Below are 18,058 nucleotides of genomic sequence, written 5' to 3' on the forward strand. Positions count from 1 at the left end.
TTAAAAAGTGCCTTATGAAAAAGCGTAACGCTTGGTTGGGAATTCTCCTGCTGGCGCTACTTATGGGAGCTGGCGGGCGGGCGCTTTGGCTGTGGCTGGATCGTCCTATTGAACGTGTGTCTATTCGCGGTGAATGGGAGTACGTCAGCGCTGACTACCTGCGTACTCAGTTGGCGCCCCTGGTGGTTGATGCCACCTGGTTATCAGCTGATTTGGGTGAATTACGCGACCGTGCACTGCAAGTGGGTTGGTTAAACGAAGTGCGCATTTCCCGTGAGTGGCCGAATGCACTGGTGTTTGAGCTGGTTGAACAGCAGCCTGTCGCACGCTGGAATGATGACTTCTTGCTTAACCCTGAAGGTGAGCCTTTCGCTTTTGCGCCATTATCACCACCTGCAGGTTTACCCGATCTCGCTGGCCCTGCTGGAAGCAGTGAAGAAGTGCTGGATTATTACCACCGGTTAAAACTTCACTTTGAACAGTTATCGTTGAATCTTACTCAACTTCGTTTAGAGCCGCGCGGTGCCTGGCGGCTACAATTAAACGATGGCGCTTGGGTGATGTTAGGTCGGCGTCAGCATGAAGTGCGCTTAGCACGATTGTCGGCTTCATGGCAGCGTGAGTTGTCGTCTCTTGGCGATCAGATTCGTTATATTGACCTGCGCTACCCTAACGGTGTTGCTGTTGCTTGGCATGGAGAAAGTGAATTTACGGTGCAAGATGAGTAGCTCTTCTATTACTTGATGCAAATAAGGTGTAAAAGTGAGTGGTTGCCATCGTTGAAAAAGCCAGTAATCGGCTTTAAATTGCTACCCAAGCCTATTATTGTGGATTTGTACTAGTCGTATTGCGACTATTGTTTCTATACTATGGGCCAGAAGCGGGTTAAATAGTTTTTAATTTCGACTATTGGTACTTAGCGATTGTCTGAAAAGCAGCACTGATTATTTTGGGTAGCACGCTTTCAATGTTAAGCGTTAGATTAAGCGCCACCCTATTTATATTTATTTTTAACAATGACGCAAGGAGATTTCCCGACTCATGGCAGGCTCACCCAACGCATCCAATATGGTGGTCGGGCTGGACATTGGAACGTCCAAGGTCGTCGCGATAGTCGGTCAACCTACCGACGACGGCGGAATTGAAATTGCAGGTATTGGTTCGCATCCTTCGCGTGGCATGAAGCGTGGCGTAGTGATCAATATTGAATCGACTGTGCAGTCTATCCAGCGCGCCGTTGAAGAAGCGGAATTAATGGCCGGTTGTGATATTCACTCGGTATACGTTGGCGTGGCAGGCAGCCATATCAGTTCAATGAACTCGGATGGCGTTGTCGCTATTAAAGAGCGTGAGGTAACGCCCTCCGATATTGAACGTGTGATTGACTCCGCGCGGGCGCGTGCCATCTCTGAAGGCCAGCGAGTGCTGCATGTGCTGCCCCAAGAGTTCTCGATTGATGCCCAGGGGGGCATTCGTGAACCGCTTGGCATGTCCGGTGTGCGCTTGGAAGCACAGGTGCACTTAGTGACAGCCGCATTAAACGCGGTGCAGAATATTGAGAAGTGTGTGCGCCGTTGCGGTCTTGAAGTTGATGCTATTATCTTAGAGCAGCTCGCCTCTAGTATGGCCGTGCTGACTGAAGATGAGCGTGAACTGGGCGTCTGTATGGTCGACATTGGTGGTGGAACCACCGATATGGCTATTTTCAGCGAAGGCGCCATACGCCATACGGCGGTGATTCCTATCGCCGGGGATCAAGTCACTAACGATATCGCCATGGCGTTGCGAACACCCACGCAGCACGCTGAAGAGATCAAAGTTAAATACGCTTGCGCGCTAACCCATTTAGCCGCCAGCGATGAAATGATTAAAGTACCTAGCGTAGGTGATCGTCCAGCGCGTGATCTATCGCGCCAAGCGCTTGCTGAAGTGGTAGAACCACGCTACGAAGAGCTATTTACGCTAGTGAGAGACGAATTGCGCCGTAGTGGCTATGAAGACATGGTGGCTGCTGGGATAGTGCTTACCGGCGGTACCTCGCGCATGGAAGGGGTTAGCGAATTGGCAGAAGAGATTTTCCATATGCCCGTTCGTATCGCATGTCCGCAGAATGTAAGAGGTTTGGCGGACGTCGTTTGTAATCCCATTTATGCGACGGGCGTTGGTCTGCTGCATTATGCCTTGCAGGAAACGCGTCATGGGCAAGGTCTAAGAAGCCACGGGGGAGTGGTTGCAGCCCATAAGGGCCGTAACGAGCTTGCCCGGCGTGATATCAAGGAAGACCATTCGGCGCTGGCAAGAATTAAAGGCTGGTTCAAAGGAAATTTCTGACAGGGCCGCAAGCGCGGTTCAGGAGACGGGGCTTATGTTCGAATTGGTAGATAACGCACCCTCGAGCAGTGCGGTCATCAAAGTGGTTGGCGTTGGCGGCGGTGGCGGCAATGCTGTTAACCACATGGTCGAAAGCAATATTGAAGGCGTTGAGTTTATCTGCGCCAACACGGACGCCCAGGCGCTGAAACGCTGTGCAGCGAAGACGGTGTTGCAATTGGGTAGCGAAATCACTAAAGGATTAGGCGCAGGTGCCAATCCCGACGTGGGCCGCCAAGCCGCAATGGAAGACCGCGAACGCATTGCGGAATTGCTGGTCGGTGCCGATATGGTCTTCATCACTGCCGGTATGGGCGGTGGTACGGGCACAGGGGGTGCGCCGGTGGTTGCCCAGGTCGCCAAGGAACTGGGGATTCTCACCGTTGCGGTAGTGACGCGCCCCTTCCCCTTTGAAGGGCCAAAGCGTATGCGCGCTGCTGAAGAGGGCATGAAAGAGCTCTCTGAGCATGTGGATTCGCTGATCACTATTCCTAACGAAAAATTGCTTTCTGTGCTGGGCAAGAGTGCCACGCTACTGACGGCCTTTAGTGCGGCGAACGATGTGCTGCTGGGGGCTGTTCAAGGTATCGCAGAACTGATCACTAGCCCGGGCATCATCAACGTCGATTTTGCTGATGTGCGCACCGTTATGTCTGAAATGGGCATGGCGATGATGGGTACCGGTGGTGCCACGGGTGAAAATCGTGCTCGCGAAGCCGCCGAGAAAGCGATCCGCAGCCCGCTGCTGGAAGATATCGACCTTCACGGCGCACGCGGTATCTTGGTCAACATTACTGCAGGCCCCGATTTGTCGATCGGCGAGTTCAACGATGTAGGCGCTACCGTCCAGGAGTTTGCGTCTCCAGATGCCACCATTGTCGTCGGCACCTCCATTGATATGGAAATGTCCGACGAGCTGCGTGTCACTGTTGTTGCCGCCGGCTTGGACGGGCAAAAGCCTAAGGCGGCCGCGCGCGAGCCTGCCCGTCGGTCAGCTGCAGAGTCCTCGGATTACCGCAAGTTGCAACAGCCAACGGTAATGCGTCAGCAGGCAACAGCACGCGCTGAAGCACCCGAAGCGGCCGCAAAACCGCGTCCTGAAAAGCGTCGCGCTTCCGAAGCCGATGACTATCTGGACATCCCCGCGTTTCTACGCCGCCAGGCGGATTGATTCTCGCTATCAGGCTCATTGCAACAGCGAGCGAGCGTTTTATTGGCTAAAACGCTCGTTTGCTGTTAAAGTGAACACTGTTTGATAACTTTTCCCCTGCGGTTATTACCGTCATTAGAGCTCGGCTACTATCCATGATCAGACAACGCACCCTACAAAACGTCATTCGCGCCACCGGAGTGGGCCTGCATTCTGGCAAAAAAGTCCACTTAGCTCTGCGTCCGGCGCCGGCCAATACTGGGATTGTGTTTGTTAGAACCGATCTGGATCCCGTTGCGCACGTTCCCGCACGGGCAGAATTGGTTGAAGATACCAAGCTATGTACTGCTCTTGTGTTTAACGGGGTCAAGGTAGCTACCGTTGAGCACCTGATGTCGGCCTTTGCTGGGTTGGGTATCGATAACGCCTATGTGGATGTTAGTGAACCTGAAGTGCCTATTATGGACGGCAGTGCGAGTCCATTTGTGTTTTTAATCCAATCAGCGGGAATTTTAGAGCAGGATGCTGCGAAGAAATTCATTCGCATCAAGCACCGTGTAGCGGTGACCGATGGCGATAAAGAAGCGGTGTTCTTACCCCATCAAGGGTTCAAAGTCTCCTTTGCAATCGACTTTGATCATCCTGTTTTTGAGCAGCAGAAACAGACCGCGTTGATCGATTTCTCGACCACGTCCTTCGTTAAAGAAGTTTCCCGTGCACGTACTTTTGGATTTATGCGTGACTTAGAGTTCTTACGCTCTAACAATCTGGCGCTAGGCGGAAGTCTAGACAACGCCATTGTGGTGGATGATTACCGCATCGTTAATGAAGGCGGCCTGCGCTACGAAGATGAGTTTGTTAAGCACAAAGTATTGGATGCTATCGGTGACTTGTACCAGCTGGGTTATAGCCTGATCGGCGAGTTCCGTGGGGTGAAATCTGGCCACGCACTCAATAATCAGCTCTGCCGCGAATTGATGGCGCAGCCCGATGCCTATGAAATTGTCACCTTTGAAGAGGAAAAGGCGGTTGCGCCGATCTCTTATGCCGCACCTGCAATGGCGTGATGTAGCTAGGCTTCGCTTTTTATATTAGCGCTTTTTTACTTTTTGATTCATAAAGCATCGCTTAGGCGGTGCTTTATGCTTTTAAGAGTGTGGCGATAAGGCACTAAGCCTGATGGGAAGAGAAAATGGTGTGAGCGTTACTTGGCTGGCCGAGCATGAGATGCAAGCCGTTCCAAGGCACGTTTTAGCGCTGGATTGGTAGTATCTTCAGCGCACTCGGAAAGGGTTTTGCCCGCGTCGGCCGACAGACTACGCGTGTTACGCTTTGGTGCCACAATAGGGCGTACAGGGCGTACCTTAAAGGTAAAGCCGCTGACTCCTTCAAAGCCAGGCAGTTGATGGAGCAGTTCCAATAAGCGCCGCTGTTCGAAGCGTAACCACGTCAGCCAGCTCGCCTGACCGCTAATCAGGGTTAAACGACCTTCGCTAAAGCCACCCACAAAAATATGTTCGCGCATCTCTTCGGGCAAGTGGGCGCGCAAGTGTCGCTGGGCCTGATCGATGAGACGAGATAGGCGCATTAACTGATTAATATCACCCGACTTGGAGAGCAGACGGGCGATGGGCTGTGCGCGAGAACGCTTAACCTTTATACTCATACGCTTAATTCCTAGGGTGCTGCTGTTTAGGCACCGCTACTAATGACGTCGGCCACCTTCGCCGATGGCTGATTAGTAAACTCTACCACGCTCAGGAGCCGGTCTACAGCATGTCACCTACGCTTGATGTTCAATCAGCTTTGCCGCGGCGCCATCGCCGTTACGGTTTAGCGCGTTGGTGGCTGGCCGGTCTGTTGGTGAGTTGCCTTTTACCCGCCAGTTTAGGCCCTGCAGATGCATTCCGCGGCGGTGAGCGTAGCGTCACGATCTGTTTCTGGGTGCCCGCGATTTTACGCGCCCAGTCCCACTGGGTGGCCAGGCGTCGGCGCGCGCTGCAACGTTTTGCTCAAAGCCCCCAGCGCTTTGCGCCTGTTCGGCGTCTATGTCACTGGCTAGCCCCGATGGCTATGCTGGTCGCCGCCCGGGATGTCTTGACCCAGCGCGGCCCGCCTTCCCGCTAAGTCTGTCGATAATACATCTACTTTGTGCATGCTCTAGAGATAAACAGCATGCATTGAAAGGGCAATGTCCGCTGGGACGCTCGTGAATACTTGGATATTTCATGCTTAATAATTTATTACGAAAAGTCGTGGGCTCTAAAAACGACCGCGATGTCAAACGCATGCACAAGAAGGTGCCGCAGATTAACGCATTAGAAGCAGAGCTTGAGGCGATTAGCGATGCTGAACTGCAAGGTAAAACCGCCGAGCTGCGCCAGCGCTTAGAAGCCGGTGAGTCGCTTGATTCGCTGTTAGCGCCCGCCTTTGCGATCGTACGAGAAGCCAGTAAGCGCGTTATGGGCATGCGTCACTTCGATGTGCAGATGGTAGGCGGCATGACCCTGCACCGTGGCCGCATCGCTGAAATGAAAACCGGTGAGGGTAAAACGCTGGTGGCGACGCTGGCGGTGTACCTGAATGCATTGCCGGGTAAAGGGGTGCACGTGGTCACGGTGAACGACTACCTGGCTCGCCGTGATGCTGAGTGGATGCGTCCGCTGTATGAATTTCTGGGCCTTACCATTGGCGTCATTTTCTCCGGCCAGACAGGCGAAGAGAAGCGTCATGCGTACCAGTGTGATATTACCTATGGCACCAACAACGAGTTCGGCTTCGATTATCTACGCGATAACATGGCGTTCTCGTTAGAAGATAAAGTTCAGCGTGGCCTGCACTATGCGATTGTCGATGAGGTTGACTCGATTCTTATCGATGAAGCGCGTACGCCGCTGATTATTTCCGGCGCGGTCGATGAGAATACCGACCTCTATAAAGTCGTCAATCAACTTGCCCAGCAGCTTGAAAAAGGCGAAGAGATTGAAGATGAGGAAGCCACGGTTGTTGGTGACTTCTTGGTCGATGAGAAGCAGAAGCAGGTAGAGTTAACCGAGCAGGGGCATAATAAAGTTGAAGAGCTGATGCGCGCTGAAGGTTTATTGGGCGATGACGAGTCGCTGTATGCCGCGCAAAACCTTAACTTGCTTCAGCATATGCACTCGGCGCTGCGCGCCCGCCATCTCTATAACCGTGATGTCGACTACATCATCTCTGAAGGTCAGGTGGTGATCGTCGACGAGCACACCGGCCGCTCTATGCCCGGGCGCCGCTGGTCGGAAGGGTTGCACCAAGCCGTCGAGGCCAAAGAGGGCGTCACGGTGCAGCGCGAAAGCCAAACGCTAGCCTCAACGACGTTCCAGAACTACTTCCGTCTGTATGAAAAACTCGCCGGGATGACCGGTACGGCGGATACTGAAGCCTTTGAGTTTCGGCAAATTTACGGCCTCGACGTGGTGGTGATTCCCACCAATCGGCCACTGGCCCGTAAAGACCTCAACGATCTGGTTTATTTGAGCGCTGAAGAGAAGTACGAAGCGATCATCAAAGATGTCAAAACCGAGACCGAAGCCGGGCGTCCAGTGCTGGTGGGTACGGCTTCTATTGAGACATCCGAGTACCTTGCCAAGCTGATGCGCGAGGCGGGCCTTACGTTCAATGTGCTTAACGCCAAGCAGCACCAGAGTGAAGCGGAGATCATTGCTCAGGCAGGCCGCCCAGGGGCGATTACGATCGCCACTAACATGGCCGGTCGTGGCACCGATATCGTTCTAGGCGGTAACTGGGAGGCCGAAGTCGCCAAGCTGCAAAACCCTAGCCAAGAACAGGTTGAGGCGTTAAAAGTCGAGTGGCAAGCGCGCCATGATGGTGTGCTCGCCGCTGGCGGCCTGCATGTGGTGGGCTCTGAACGCCACGAGTCCCGGCGTATCGATAACCAGCTGCGTGGCCGTGCCGGACGCCAGGGTGACCCCGGCTCAACGCGCTTCTTCTTGTCGCTTGAAGATAGCCTGATGCGCCTGTTCGGCTCTGACCGCGTCAAACGCTTGATGCAGGCATTGGGGCTTGAGCATGGCGAAGCCATTGAGCATAAGATGGTCTCTAACGCCGTTGAGCGTGCCCAGAAGAAAGTCGAAGGGCGTAACTTCGATATTCGTAAGCAGCTACTTGAGTACGACGACGTTGCCAACGATCAGCGCCGGGTGATCTACGACCAGCGCAATGAGATTCTGGCCGCGGACGATGTGGCTGATGCCGTTATTGGTATCCGCGAAGAGGTGATGGAGACGGCCATCAGCGACTACGTGCCGCCCCAAAGCCTGCCCGAGCAGTGGGATCTGCCCGGCTTGGAAGCGCACTTGAAGACGGAGTTCAACCTTGACGCACCGGTGGTTAAATGGGCCGCCGAAGATGATCGCTTTAGTGAAGAGCAGTTGCGTGAACGGCTGCAGACTATGCACCGCGAGGCCTATGCAGCCAAAATCGAGGCGGCTGGCGAGAAGCTGATTCGTCGCTTTGAGAAGCAGGTCATGCTGCAAGTGCTGGACACGCGTTGGAAAGAACACCTTCAGTCGATGGATCATTTGCGTCGCGGTATCCACCTACGTGGCTATGCTCAGAAAAACCCCAAGCAAGAGTACAAGCGTGAATCCTTTGAACTCTTCCAGCAGCTGTTAGAGCACATTAAAGCCGATGTGACGCGTATTCTGAGCCACGTACAGGTTCGTCAGCCCGAGGAAGTAGACGCCCTTGAGCAACAGCGCCGCGAAGCGCTGGCGCGGGAAACCGCCACGGCGGCAAGCCGTCATGACACCCCGACCCAGGAGCAGCCCGAAACTGAGCAGGAAGCGCCTGGTGTTGATGGCCGCCCTGTGCGTCGCGAAGGCCCGAAAGTGGGCCGCAACGACCCGTGTTTTTGTGGCTCGGGTAAAAAGTACAAGCAGTGCTGTGGAAAACTAAGCTAACGGCGCCCGTTTTGAGACCGTTTTTTGAGACGGTCTGTGAAACGGTCTTTGTCTAAAGGAGAAAATCATGGCGGTTGGAAACACTCCCTTTCCAGAGTTGCCACCCCTAAAAGGGGTGCGCCTGGGGGTTGCAATGGCGGGTATCAAAAAGCCGGATCGTCGTGATGTAGTGGTGATTGAACTGCCCGAGACCGTGACGGTGTCTGGGGTCTTTACCCGTAATGCGTTCTGCGCAGCGCCCGTTTTGGTGGCCAAGCAACACCTCGAGCAGTGCCGGGCAGAACACCGTTCGCCACGCTTTTGGCTGATCAACACTGGCAATGCTAACGCAGGTACGGGTGAAGCAGGTTTGCGGGATGCCAGGGCTAGCTGTGCAGAACTGGCTAAACAAGCCGGTGTGTCGTCGCAGGACGTGCTGCCGTTTTCAACCGGCGTAATTGGCGAGCCGCTGCCGATGGAGCGTCTGCTAGCGGGATTGGCACCGGCACTTGAAAGCATGGCCAGCGACAGTGTTGCCTGGGAACACGCAGGCCAAGGTATTTTAACCACCGATACTCGTGCCAAAGGCGCCAGTGTCACGGTTGAAATAGGCAATCAGCAGGTAACGATTAACGGCATCACGAAAGGGTCTGGCATGATCAAGCCCAATATGGCGACCATGCTGGGCTTTGTGGTGACCGATGCAACTATCGAAGCACCGCTGCTGGATCGGCTACTGCGTGAAACCGTCGATCGCTCGTTTAACTGCATCACGGTGGATAGCGATACCTCTACCAATGACGCTTGTATGTTGGCAGCGACCGGCACAGGCCCCCGCATTGCCGATGATGAGCAGATTGCCGTTTTCAGCAACGCCTTGCAGCGGGTAATGACCGAGCTGGCGCAGGCGATTATTCGCGACGCCGAGGGCGCAACCAAATTCGTTACCCTTCAGGTCGACGAAGCGAAAAGTCGTCAAGAGGCGCTCGATGTGGCCTTTACTGTTGCGCACTCACCGCTAGTCAAAACAGCGCTTTACGCTTCAGATGCTAATTGGGGGCGTATTTTGGCCGCGGTAGGACGAGCGCCTGTAAGCGACTTTGATGTCAACCGTGTGGTGATTGATTTAGGCGATGTACGTCTAGTTGAAAATGGCGGGCGTGCTGCAGGCTATACCGAAGCGGCAGGAAGCGCCGTCATGGCCGAGTCAGAAATTACCATTCGCATTAACTTGGGGCGCGGCGAGGAAAGTGCCACGGTATGGACCTCCGACCTCTCCCATGACTATGTGTCTATTAACGCGGATTACCGCAGCTAGTCAGTCTCCCCCTGTGTGGGGCGTTGGTTGGCAGGGGTAGTGGGCACACGCAGCGATATAGCACCGATGCCTTTAGCATTGGTGCACGCAGTGGATAAAGACGTAACGAGTATATGAGTCTATGAGCATAAAGGTAAAACGACGGGTTCACGTCGCGGCGGCAGCGATTATCAGCGCCGATCAACAGCAAGTACTGATCGCTCGTCGGCCATCAAACGTAGATCATGGCGGGCTTTGGGAGTTTCCAGGCGGCAAACTGGCCCCTTATGAAACAGGTCTTGAAGGGTTAAAGCGTGAACTGCACGAAGAGCTAGGCGTTGAGATTGTTTGTGCCCAGCCGTTGATTCGCGTCCACCATGAGTACCCCGACAAGCATATCTTGCTCGATGTATGGCAAGTGCATGAGTTTGCTGGCGAGCCCTTTGGTCGTGAAGGGCAGGCGGTGCGCTGGGTGCCCATGAGCGAGCTCTCCAACTACCCCTTCCCGGCGGCTAATTTGCCGATTCTGCGAGCGGTAAGGTTGCCTACCGAGTATTTAATTACCGGGGAAGAGTTGGATGAGGCGCGTTTCGATGCGTTTTTGGAACGCGCGCTGCGTGAAGACAAAATTCGCCTGGTACAACTGCGCGCCAAGCAGTTGGATGAAGCGGCTTATCTGGCTCGTGCCCAGCGTGCCTTGAGCCTGTGTCGTAAGCACGGCGCGCGACTGCTGCTCAATGGTGAGCCGACGCTGCTTGATCACATTGACGCCGATGGCATTCATTTGACCAGCGAGCGTTTGATGCAGCTCGAGCGTCGTCCGATTGCCGAAAGCAAGTGGCTGTCCGCATCAACACACAACCAAACCCAGCTTACCCAGGCGGCGGTGTTAGGCTGCGACTTTGTTAGCTTATCGCCGCTGCGCACCACACCGTCACACCCGGAAGTATTCCCGCTCGGCTGGCATGATTTCCAGCAGTTGGTAGAGCGCGCAGGCATGCCGGTATTCGCACTGGGTGGCATGACGCGCTTTGATGCCAATCATGCCCGTGCCGTGGGCGCTCAAGGAATCGCATCGATCCGCGATTTCTGGAAATAACACGCCAAGCCAGAACGCATAAAAAGAGCGTTATATAATGAAAAACGCCTGCCTCGGTATTTAGCCAAGGCAGGCGTTTTTACGTTTTCATCTTTAAGACTAAGGCCAAGCCTACTAGTCGCGGTAGCGGCGAGTCAGATCCCCATAAGCGTCCACACGACGATCGCGCAGATAGGGCCAGATGCGGCGGGTATTTTCACTGCGCGCCATATCCAGCTGAACGACTAACTGTTCAGTCTCTTCCCCCGCATGGGCCAATAGTTCACCTTGTGGTCCGCAGACGAAGCTGCCGCCCCAAAACTGAATGCCGTCTCCCACCCCAGAATGATCCGCCTCAAAGCCAACCCGGTTGGCGACGAGAACCGGCAAGCCGTTGGCGACACCGTGGGCGCGCTGAATCACTGTCCAGGCATCTTTTTGGCGGCTCTTTTCTTCCCCGTCGTCATTGGGATCCCAGCCGATCGCCGTGGGGTAGAGCAGTAAATCGGCACCGGCTAGCGCCATAAGACGGGCGGCTTCGGGGTACCACTGATCCCAGCAGACCAAGACGCCGAGACGGCCCACGGATGTTTCGATCGGAGTAAAGCCTTCTCCGCGGGTGCTGTCATGATCACCCGGCGTGAAGTAAAACTTCTCATAAAACCCGGGATCATCGGGAATGTGCATCTTACGATACTGACCTACCCGGCCCTTGGCGCGGTCATAGACCACCGCAGTATTGTGGTATAGCCCTGGAGCGCGGCGTTCAAATAGCGACCCAACCAGCACAATATTCAACTCTTTAGCGAGCGCCGCCAGGCGCTGGCCGGTAGGGCCATCCAGCGGTTCCGCTAGATCAAACAGGGCAGGGTCTTCAAATTGGCAGAAGTAGTGGGTGGCGTGCAGTTCTTGTAGCAGTACCAACTGCGCGCCTTGTTTAGCGGCGCTACGGATACCTTCTTCGCTTGCTGACAGGCTTTGGGCTTTGTCCGGCCACGCGGGTTGCTGCACAACAGCGACGGTTAGCGTTGTCGACATGGTGACTCCTTTAGCAAATAGCGGTCGTGGCAAGCGTGCCTTGTGGAAGCTGCATGGTTAAACAGTGCAGGCTGCCATGTTGGCGAATAACGCTTACGCACTCAATCGGAATTAGCGTGTGCTCAGGAAAAGCAACCGCTAGCGCGTTCAGTGCAGTGACATCCGCCGGGTCGCCGTAGGTAGGCACCAGTACGGCCTGATTGATGATCAGGAAATTTGCGTAGGTGGCGGGCAGGCGGTGGCCATCTTCCGGGTCAAAGCAGGCTTGGGGCCAGGGCAGTGGAACAAGCCGGTAGGGTTCACCATTGCGTTGCCGGAAAGACTGCAGTTCTTGCTCCATCGCCGCCAAGGCCGCGTAGTGCGGGTCGTGGGGATCGTCACAACGCACATAGGCGATGGTGGTTGGGTTGCAGAAGCGTGCCAGGGTATCAATATGGCTGTCGGTATCATCGCCTTCTAAATGGCCGTTGGCCAGCCACAGCACACGGTCAACGCCGAAGTCGTCGCTAAGCTGCGCTTCTACCTCTGCTCGGGATAGCGTGGGGTTACGGTTGGGGTTAAGCAGGCATGCTTCGGTGGTGAGCAGGGTGCCTTCGCCGTCAGTTTCTATACCGCCGCCTTCCAGTACCAGATTCCGCGAGGCCACCGGGCAGGCCCAGGCGCCCGCATCGGCAAGCCACTGGGTGAGCAAGTTATCGCGTTCGGCGGGAAATTTTCCACCCCAGCCGGTGAACGTGTAGTCGAGCAAGACACATTGGCCATCTTCATCGACCACGCTGATCGGGCCATGATCCCGCGCCCAGGTATCGTCGGTGGGTGCGACAATAAGCTGCAGGCGTTCAGCGGGCACAGCGTAGGCGTGAAAAGTATCGGCCAGGCGCTGTTTGGTTAGTTCGTCTGGTACGCAAATAAGCACGCGCTGATAGCGTGCGGTGGCCATCACGATACGTTCGAGGGTGGCTTCGATGCGCGCAAGCAGAGGCGCCCAATCGCCGTCTGGGCGTGGCCAGGTCAGTTGTATCCCATCTTGGGGATACCATTCGGGTAGCAAACGATACGTCATAAAAGCGCAGCCCACTGTCAGCAGTAAATCGGCGCAATGTAGGGTGTGGCGGGGCAAGTTGCAAGCGTAACGTTTTTATTATGAACGCTCACGGCGAAGGCCGCTCTAATGGCCGTTTGAACATGCAGAGAGACTAAAAAAACCGTACCATGAGCGCTTATTGATAAGGAATGACGCCATGCTTGATCGTTTGCCTTTTCTGGTGGGGCTGCGCTACGTGCGCGCTAAACGCCGGAACCACTTTATTTCGTTTATTTCGCTCACCTCGATGTTGGGGCTAATGCTGGGGGTCGCCGTACTTATTTTGGTGCTGTCGGTGATGAACGGCTTCGACCATGAGCTGCGCACACGTATTTTAGGCATGGTGCCCCACGCTAAAATTGAGTCCCGGGAGGGCATGGTTGAATGGCAGGCTCTGGCTGAAGAGCTTATGCAAAGGGAGCGGGTCATTGGTGCGGCGCCCTACGTTGAGCAACAAGGTATGTTCTCCGTGGGCGGGCGTAATCAGGGAGCCATGGTCAATGGCATCAACCCGGAATGGGAAGACCGAGTGTCAATTATTGGTGAGCACATGCGCCAAGGTGAATTGACCGATCTGGTTCCCGGAGAGTGGCATGTGGTGCTGGGCTCAATGCTGGCGCGCAACTTGGGCGTTGGCGTGGGGGATCGAGTAACGCTGCTGGTACCCGAAGCATCAATTACCCCCGCCGGGGTCTTTCCACGCTTAAAACGCTTTACCGTTAGCGGTATTTTTAGCGTCGGTGCCGAACTAGACGCTAATTTGGCCTACGCCAATATTGAAGATATGCAGACCCTTGCGCGCCTGGGTGATGCGGTTGGCGGGCTGCGTCTACAGCTGGATGATCTGTTTGCCGCCAGTAGCGAGACCCAAGCGATTCTCAATGAGCTTGGCCCGGAGTATCGGGGCAGCGACTGGACGTTCTCTCAAGGCAATCTTTTCCAGGCGATACAGATGGAAAAGCGCATGATCGCGCTGCTGTTAACCGTGATTATCGCCGTGGCAGCTTTCAACATCGTCTCTACGCTGGTTATGGTGGTGACCGATAAGCGCGCGGATATCGCCATTCTGCGGACGATCGGTGCTAAACCGAGCTCGATTATGGGGATTTTTATTGTTCAGGGCATGGCCATCGGGCTGATTGGTATCGCTGTTGGGGTGGCCGTGGGTGTGCTGCTGGCGCTGACCATTGCGGATCTGATTGGCTGGGTGGAAGGAACGCTGGGGATTCAGTTCCTGGATGCTGGGGTCTATTTCATTAGCGACCTGCCTTCACGCCTGCAGTGGAATGATGTCAGTCGTATCGTATTGGCCGCCTTTGGTCTGACGTTCCTGTCGACACTTTATCCCGCTTGGCGGGCGGCAAAAGTTCAGCCGGCGGATGTGTTGCGCTATGAATAATGGCTTCAGGAATAAGGATGACACGATGTCGATAAATACAGGGCAAGAAGCTGCCGTCATGCTCGATTGCCAGACGCTGACACGAACCTACAGCGAAGGCCCCCAGGATCTGACGGTACTGGATAAGCTCAATTTGCAGGTGCGCGCCGGGGAACGGGTGGCCATCGTCGGCAGCTCGGGGTCAGGTAAGACAACGCTGTTAAACCTGCTGGGCGGTCTTGACCGCCCTAGTGAAGGCAGCGTCGTTATCGCCGGTGAGCCTCTATCAGGGCTGAATGAAGCGGCGCTTGGCAGCTTTCGTAACCGCTACATCGGGTTTGTGTATCAATTCCACCATCTATTGGCGGAATTCACTGCACTCGAAAATGCGGCGTTACCGCTGATTATTCGCGGTCAGTCGAAAAAGGCGGCCGAGAAGCGTGCCATGCAGATACTCGAGCGGGTAGGCATGCAGCCGCGGGCGGATCATAAGCCGGGTGAGCTTTCCGGCGGGGAGCGCCAGCGCGTGGCGATTGCCCGTGCGTTGGTCACCGATCCTAGTTTGGTGCTGATGGATGAGCCCACGGGCAATCTGGATCAAACCACGGCGGCGACTATTTTGGCACTAATGGATGAACTGGCCAAAGAGAGCGCCTGTGCATTCGTGATTGTGACCCATGACGTTAGCCTGGCGGCCCATCAAGACCGCGTGCTTAAACTGGATGCGGGTAAGTTGGTCGAGCAGGCGCCGGCGCTTTAACCGTCGGGTTCAATCATTAAACCTTATCGTCAAATTCTGCTTCTATCTGCGCACGCCGCTGCCGACGTATCTGGCGGCGGCGTTTCCAGTTATGGGAGACGTGCCAGCGCCAGATCAAGCGAATGCCAATATTGACCACGATGGCTAATATGATCGCTGTTACCAACGAGCCGACGATCAGTGGCGGCATAATGTCGTGCATCTGTTCGGCGATCCAGTGCGTTGAAATACGCGAAGGGGCCTCCCGCACGGGCGCGCCGAGGATAAAGGTGCCAATCCAGTAGTTGCCGTAAAAAATCAGCGGCATCGTTAATGGATTAGTAATCCATACCAAGCCTACCGAGAGGGCTAAATTGCAGCGTGTTAGGCGCGCGCCTAGCGCGGCAACGACCATCTGAAAGGGGATGGGCAGCATCGCGCAAAACACGCCCACGCTAAACGCATTGGCAACGCTTCGGCGAGTTAGAAGCCACAACCCCGGGTCTGCAATCAGCGGTGCAATAAAGCGTAGCGAGCGCTGTTTCCTGATAGTGTCGGGTTTGGGCATGTAGCGCTGCAGGAATCTGCGCGGCATGGCGGATACTCTTGCCTATCGATGTGGCTCATTATCCATATAGAGCCACTCTTCGGCTATGCTAGGCCATTAATGAACATTCGCTGGAGGGCTCTATGCGGTTAGGTGTTGCCATGCCCGCGGCGCTTGCAGCACTTGCAGGAGGTATTTTTGCCTGGTATTTCCACACCGCAGAGGTGACTCCAAATGCGTTTGGCTGGGTGTTGGTAGCCGCGTTGCTGGTAGTGGGGCGGTGCCCGCGATTTGCTATATGGCTGCTGATCGGCGCCTGGGTCTTCACTGGCGTACAAGAAGAGTGGGGGAGTCGCTTACCGACGGGGCTAAGCGGAGAAGATCTTGCTGTTGAGGCAACCGTGTTGACCGCCCAACCGGTGGGTAATGCCACGCGCCTGCTGTTAAGCGTTGATCAGTGTCAAAGCTCTTCGACTAGTCTGATACAACGGCCCAGCTGTTCCGCGCTCACCAAGGTGCGCATTACCGCTTATAGCGATGTTCGCTTTAGGCCCGGCGAGCAGTGGCAAATGACGCTTCGTTTGCGTCCCCCAAGTGGCTTTGCCAATCCTGATGCCTTCAATTATGAGCAGTGGCTGTGGCGTGAGGGAATCCACGCCACCGGCTACTTGCGCCAGGAGCCAGCGCCGGTTCGGCTTTCTTCTGCGGGCCCTTCGTTGCGCCAGCTAGCGCTGGATTTTTTAGCCCGCCAGCCTCTCGACGATCGAACCAAACGTTGGCTGGCAGCGTTGACGTTAGGCGATAGCGAACAGCTTACCCAAGACGACTGGTCGCTGCTGAATGCTACCGGAACCACGCATCTGGTGGTGATTTCAGGCTTGCATGTCGGGCTGGTGGCCTCATTTGTACTGCTGCTAGCCAAATCAGTCGCTCGGTTTGCAACGCCCACCAACTGGCGTATGCGCACCTGGCCGTGGTGGTTGGCAGCGCTAGCTTGTGTCAGTTACGCCACCCTTGCCGGAATGGCGCCACCGGCTATGCGGGCGATGGTGATGACATTGATCGGGCTGTGGGTGCTGAGTGGTCGGCATGCGCCGGGAGCTTGGCAGGGCTGGTGGCTGGCACTCGCGCTGGTACTTATTGTCGATCCGCTAGCGCTATGGCGTCCAGGGATGTGGCTATCGTTTGTGGCAGTGGCGTGGCTGATTATTATTTGGCAGGGGCGGCGGCGCCCTCAAGGGATAAAGGGCTGGTGCTGGGCGCTGGTGAGATCGCAACTGCTGCTAGCCCCGCTAATGGCCGCCGCCGTATTGGTGGCCTTTGGGCGAGTGGCACCCGCTGCTCCATTGATCAATTTAGTCGCCGTACCCTGGGTAAGCTCGGTGATGGTGCCGACCGCACTGCTGGGGTGGCTGCTGTCACCTCTGCCCATGGTGGGAGAGACGGTATGGTGGCTGTTTGAGCAGGCGCTAAGCGTTTTCCACCTGTTGCTGACGCTGGTGGTGCAGCACTGGCCACTATGGGAACCTGATCGGTCGTTAACGTATCCGCTCTCCCTCGCACTGTTGCTACTGTCGTTATGCTGGGGGCTACCTGCCGTGCTGCCAAGCTTACGGCTGGCAGCCTCAGCGCTGATCGTTGCGCTGCCCTGGTGGTCGCTTCCGTCATCGATTCCCCCCAATGCGCTCAGAGTCAGCGTCCATGATGTGGGGCAGGGGCAGTTGATAGAACTGCGCAGCGCGCATTATCGCCTGCTCTACGACACCGGCCCTCGCTTTCGTAGTGGTTTTATGCCTCTGGAGGCGCTTTGGTCACCGGGGCAGTTGTTTGATCAAGTGTTAGTCAGCCACGCTGATAATGACCATGCGGGCGGTATCAGCGCATTGTTAGCCGATCATCGGGTCAAACAGTGGATGGCTCCTGCAGGTGAGGCGCTGCCAATTTCCGGTATTGATTGTCAGCGTGGTCAAACATGGCAGCGTGATGGGGTGAGTTACCGTATTCTCTGGCCGCCCGCGGGTGATAACGATTTATCTGCCAACGATCGCTCCTGCGTACTTGAGGTGAGCGCTGGTGAGCAGAGACTGCTGATTACGGGGGATGTGAGCACTGAGGTAGAGCGTCGCTTTCTGCGAGAGGTGGAGCCGCCTGTTAGTGTATTGGTGGCAGGGCACCATGGCAGCGGCACCAGCTCGGGTATCCAGTTCGTACGTTCCATCGCTCCTGAGCATGTGATATTTAGCGCCGGGCGGAGTAATGCGTTTCAACATCCGGTAGATTCTGTCGTGCGCCGTTTTCGCCAGCAGGGCAGCTGTCTATGGAACACGGCGCATGACGGCGCACTGCGTTTTTGGCTAAAAGCGGCCCAGCCCATCCAGGTTGAAACAACGCGACCATTGCCAGGGCGACGCAACCAGTGTTGAAGCGCGTCGCCATC

Annotated in this window: 15 protein-coding genes; 11 read left to right on the forward strand and 4 right to left on the reverse strand. The window is 55.6% G+C overall.

The genetic code is table 11. The features are described from left to right. The first annotated feature begins 14 nt into the window (after nt 1-14). The 4 genes from HALTITAN_RS04615 to lpxC all read left to right on the forward strand — a co-directional run bounded on the left by HALTITAN_RS04615 (nt 15) and on the right by lpxC (nt 4,587). The gene (locus tag HALTITAN_RS04615; RefSeq protein ID WP_009286395.1) at nt 15-728 is read left to right on the forward strand and encodes a cell division protein FtsQ/DivIB; all 714 of its coding nucleotides are present in this window, start codon (nt 15-17) and stop codon (nt 726-728) included. Nucleotides 729-1,041: 313 nt separating this feature from the next. Next, nucleotides 1,042-2,331: a cell division protein FtsA gene (ftsA, locus tag HALTITAN_RS04620; RefSeq protein ID WP_022523899.1), complete on the forward strand. Its 1,290-nt coding sequence runs from the start codon at nt 1,042-1,044 to the stop codon at nt 2,329-2,331. Between the two features lie 34 nt (nt 2,332-2,365). Then, nucleotides 2,366-3,541 carry a cell division protein FtsZ gene (gene ftsZ / locus HALTITAN_RS04625; RefSeq protein ID WP_022523898.1) on the forward strand — a complete coding sequence of 392 codons (1,176 nt, stop codon included), beginning with the start codon at nt 2,366-2,368 and terminating at the stop codon, nt 3,539-3,541. 134 nt (nt 3,542-3,675) lie between these two features. Continuing rightward, the gene (lpxC, locus tag HALTITAN_RS04630; RefSeq protein WP_009286396.1) at nt 3,676-4,587 is read left to right on the forward strand and encodes a UDP-3-O-acyl-N-acetylglucosamine deacetylase; all 912 of its coding nucleotides are present in this window, start codon (nt 3,676-3,678) and stop codon (nt 4,585-4,587) included. Between the two features lie 137 nt (nt 4,588-4,724). Here the strand turns inward: lpxC and HALTITAN_RS04635 are convergent, their stop codons facing one another. Beyond that, nucleotides 4,725-5,186: a DUF721 domain-containing protein gene (locus HALTITAN_RS04635; protein ID WP_009286397.1), complete on the reverse strand. Its 462-nt coding sequence runs from the start codon at nt 5,184-5,186 to the stop codon at nt 4,725-4,727. 110 nt (nt 5,187-5,296) lie between these two features. On the opposite strand from HALTITAN_RS04635, the gene HALTITAN_RS04640 reads away from it, so the two are divergent. From HALTITAN_RS04640 to HALTITAN_RS04655, 4 genes are all read left to right on the forward strand, one after another. Then, complete coding sequence (locus tag HALTITAN_RS04640; RefSeq protein WP_027959098.1) at nt 5,297-5,647, forward strand: hypothetical protein; 351 nt, start codon at nt 5,297-5,299, stop codon at nt 5,645-5,647. Between the two features lie 101 nt (nt 5,648-5,748). Continuing rightward, nucleotides 5,749-8,481 (forward strand): preprotein translocase subunit SecA, encoded by a 2,733-nt coding sequence (gene secA / locus HALTITAN_RS04645; RefSeq protein WP_027959099.1) that lies wholly within the window; start codon nt 5,749-5,751, stop codon nt 8,479-8,481. A gap of 67 nt (nt 8,482-8,548) precedes the next feature. Then, complete coding sequence (gene argJ / locus HALTITAN_RS04650; RefSeq protein ID WP_027959100.1) at nt 8,549-9,778, forward strand: bifunctional glutamate N-acetyltransferase/amino-acid acetyltransferase ArgJ; 1,230 nt, start codon at nt 8,549-8,551, stop codon at nt 9,776-9,778. 121 nt (nt 9,779-9,899) lie between these two features. Beyond that, nucleotides 9,900-10,856, forward strand: a complete 957-nt coding sequence (locus tag HALTITAN_RS04655; protein WP_009286398.1) for a Nudix family hydrolase — start codon at nt 9,900-9,902, stop codon at nt 10,854-10,856. A 114-nt stretch (nt 10,857-10,970) separates the two neighbouring features. On the opposite strand, the gene HALTITAN_RS04660 is transcribed toward HALTITAN_RS04655, so the two are convergent. After that, the gene (locus tag HALTITAN_RS04660; RefSeq protein WP_022523893.1) at nt 10,971-11,873 is read right to left on the reverse strand and encodes a carbon-nitrogen hydrolase; all 903 of its coding nucleotides are present in this window, start codon (nt 11,871-11,873) and stop codon (nt 10,971-10,973) included. 10 nt (nt 11,874-11,883) lie between these two features. After that, nucleotides 11,884-12,936 (reverse strand): agmatine deiminase family protein, encoded by a 1,053-nt coding sequence (locus HALTITAN_RS04665; RefSeq protein ID WP_035539174.1) that lies wholly within the window; start codon nt 12,934-12,936, stop codon nt 11,884-11,886. 178 nt (nt 12,937-13,114) lie between these two features. Here HALTITAN_RS04665 and HALTITAN_RS04670 point away from each other — a divergent pair, with 178 nt between their 5' ends. Then, on the forward strand, nt 13,115-14,356 hold the full coding sequence (locus tag HALTITAN_RS04670) for a lipoprotein-releasing ABC transporter permease subunit (RefSeq protein WP_022523891.1): 1,242 nt from the start codon (nt 13,115-13,117) through the stop codon (nt 14,354-14,356). 25 nt (nt 14,357-14,381) lie between these two features. After that, the gene (locus HALTITAN_RS04675; protein ID WP_022523890.1) at nt 14,382-15,095 is read left to right on the forward strand and encodes an ABC transporter ATP-binding protein; all 714 of its coding nucleotides are present in this window, start codon (nt 14,382-14,384) and stop codon (nt 15,093-15,095) included. 16 nt (nt 15,096-15,111) lie between these two features. On the opposite strand, the gene HALTITAN_RS04680 is transcribed toward HALTITAN_RS04675, so the two are convergent. After that, nucleotides 15,112-15,669: a DUF2062 domain-containing protein gene (locus tag HALTITAN_RS04680; RefSeq protein WP_009286403.1), complete on the reverse strand. Its 558-nt coding sequence runs from the start codon at nt 15,667-15,669 to the stop codon at nt 15,112-15,114. Between the two features lie 95 nt (nt 15,670-15,764). Between HALTITAN_RS04680 and HALTITAN_RS04685 the strand changes: the two genes are divergently transcribed. Further along, nucleotides 15,765-18,044, forward strand: coding sequence for a DNA internalization-related competence protein ComEC/Rec2 (locus HALTITAN_RS04685; RefSeq protein ID WP_027959103.1), 2,280 nt, complete (start codon nt 15,765-15,767; stop codon nt 18,042-18,044). Nucleotides 18,045-18,058 lie beyond the last annotated feature (14 nt).

Origin of the sequence: Vreelandella titanicae BH1 (genome assembly GCF_000336575.1) — a bacterium.
In the GTDB taxonomy this organism is placed as follows: Bacteria; Pseudomonadota; Gammaproteobacteria; order Pseudomonadales; family Halomonadaceae; genus Vreelandella; species Vreelandella titanicae.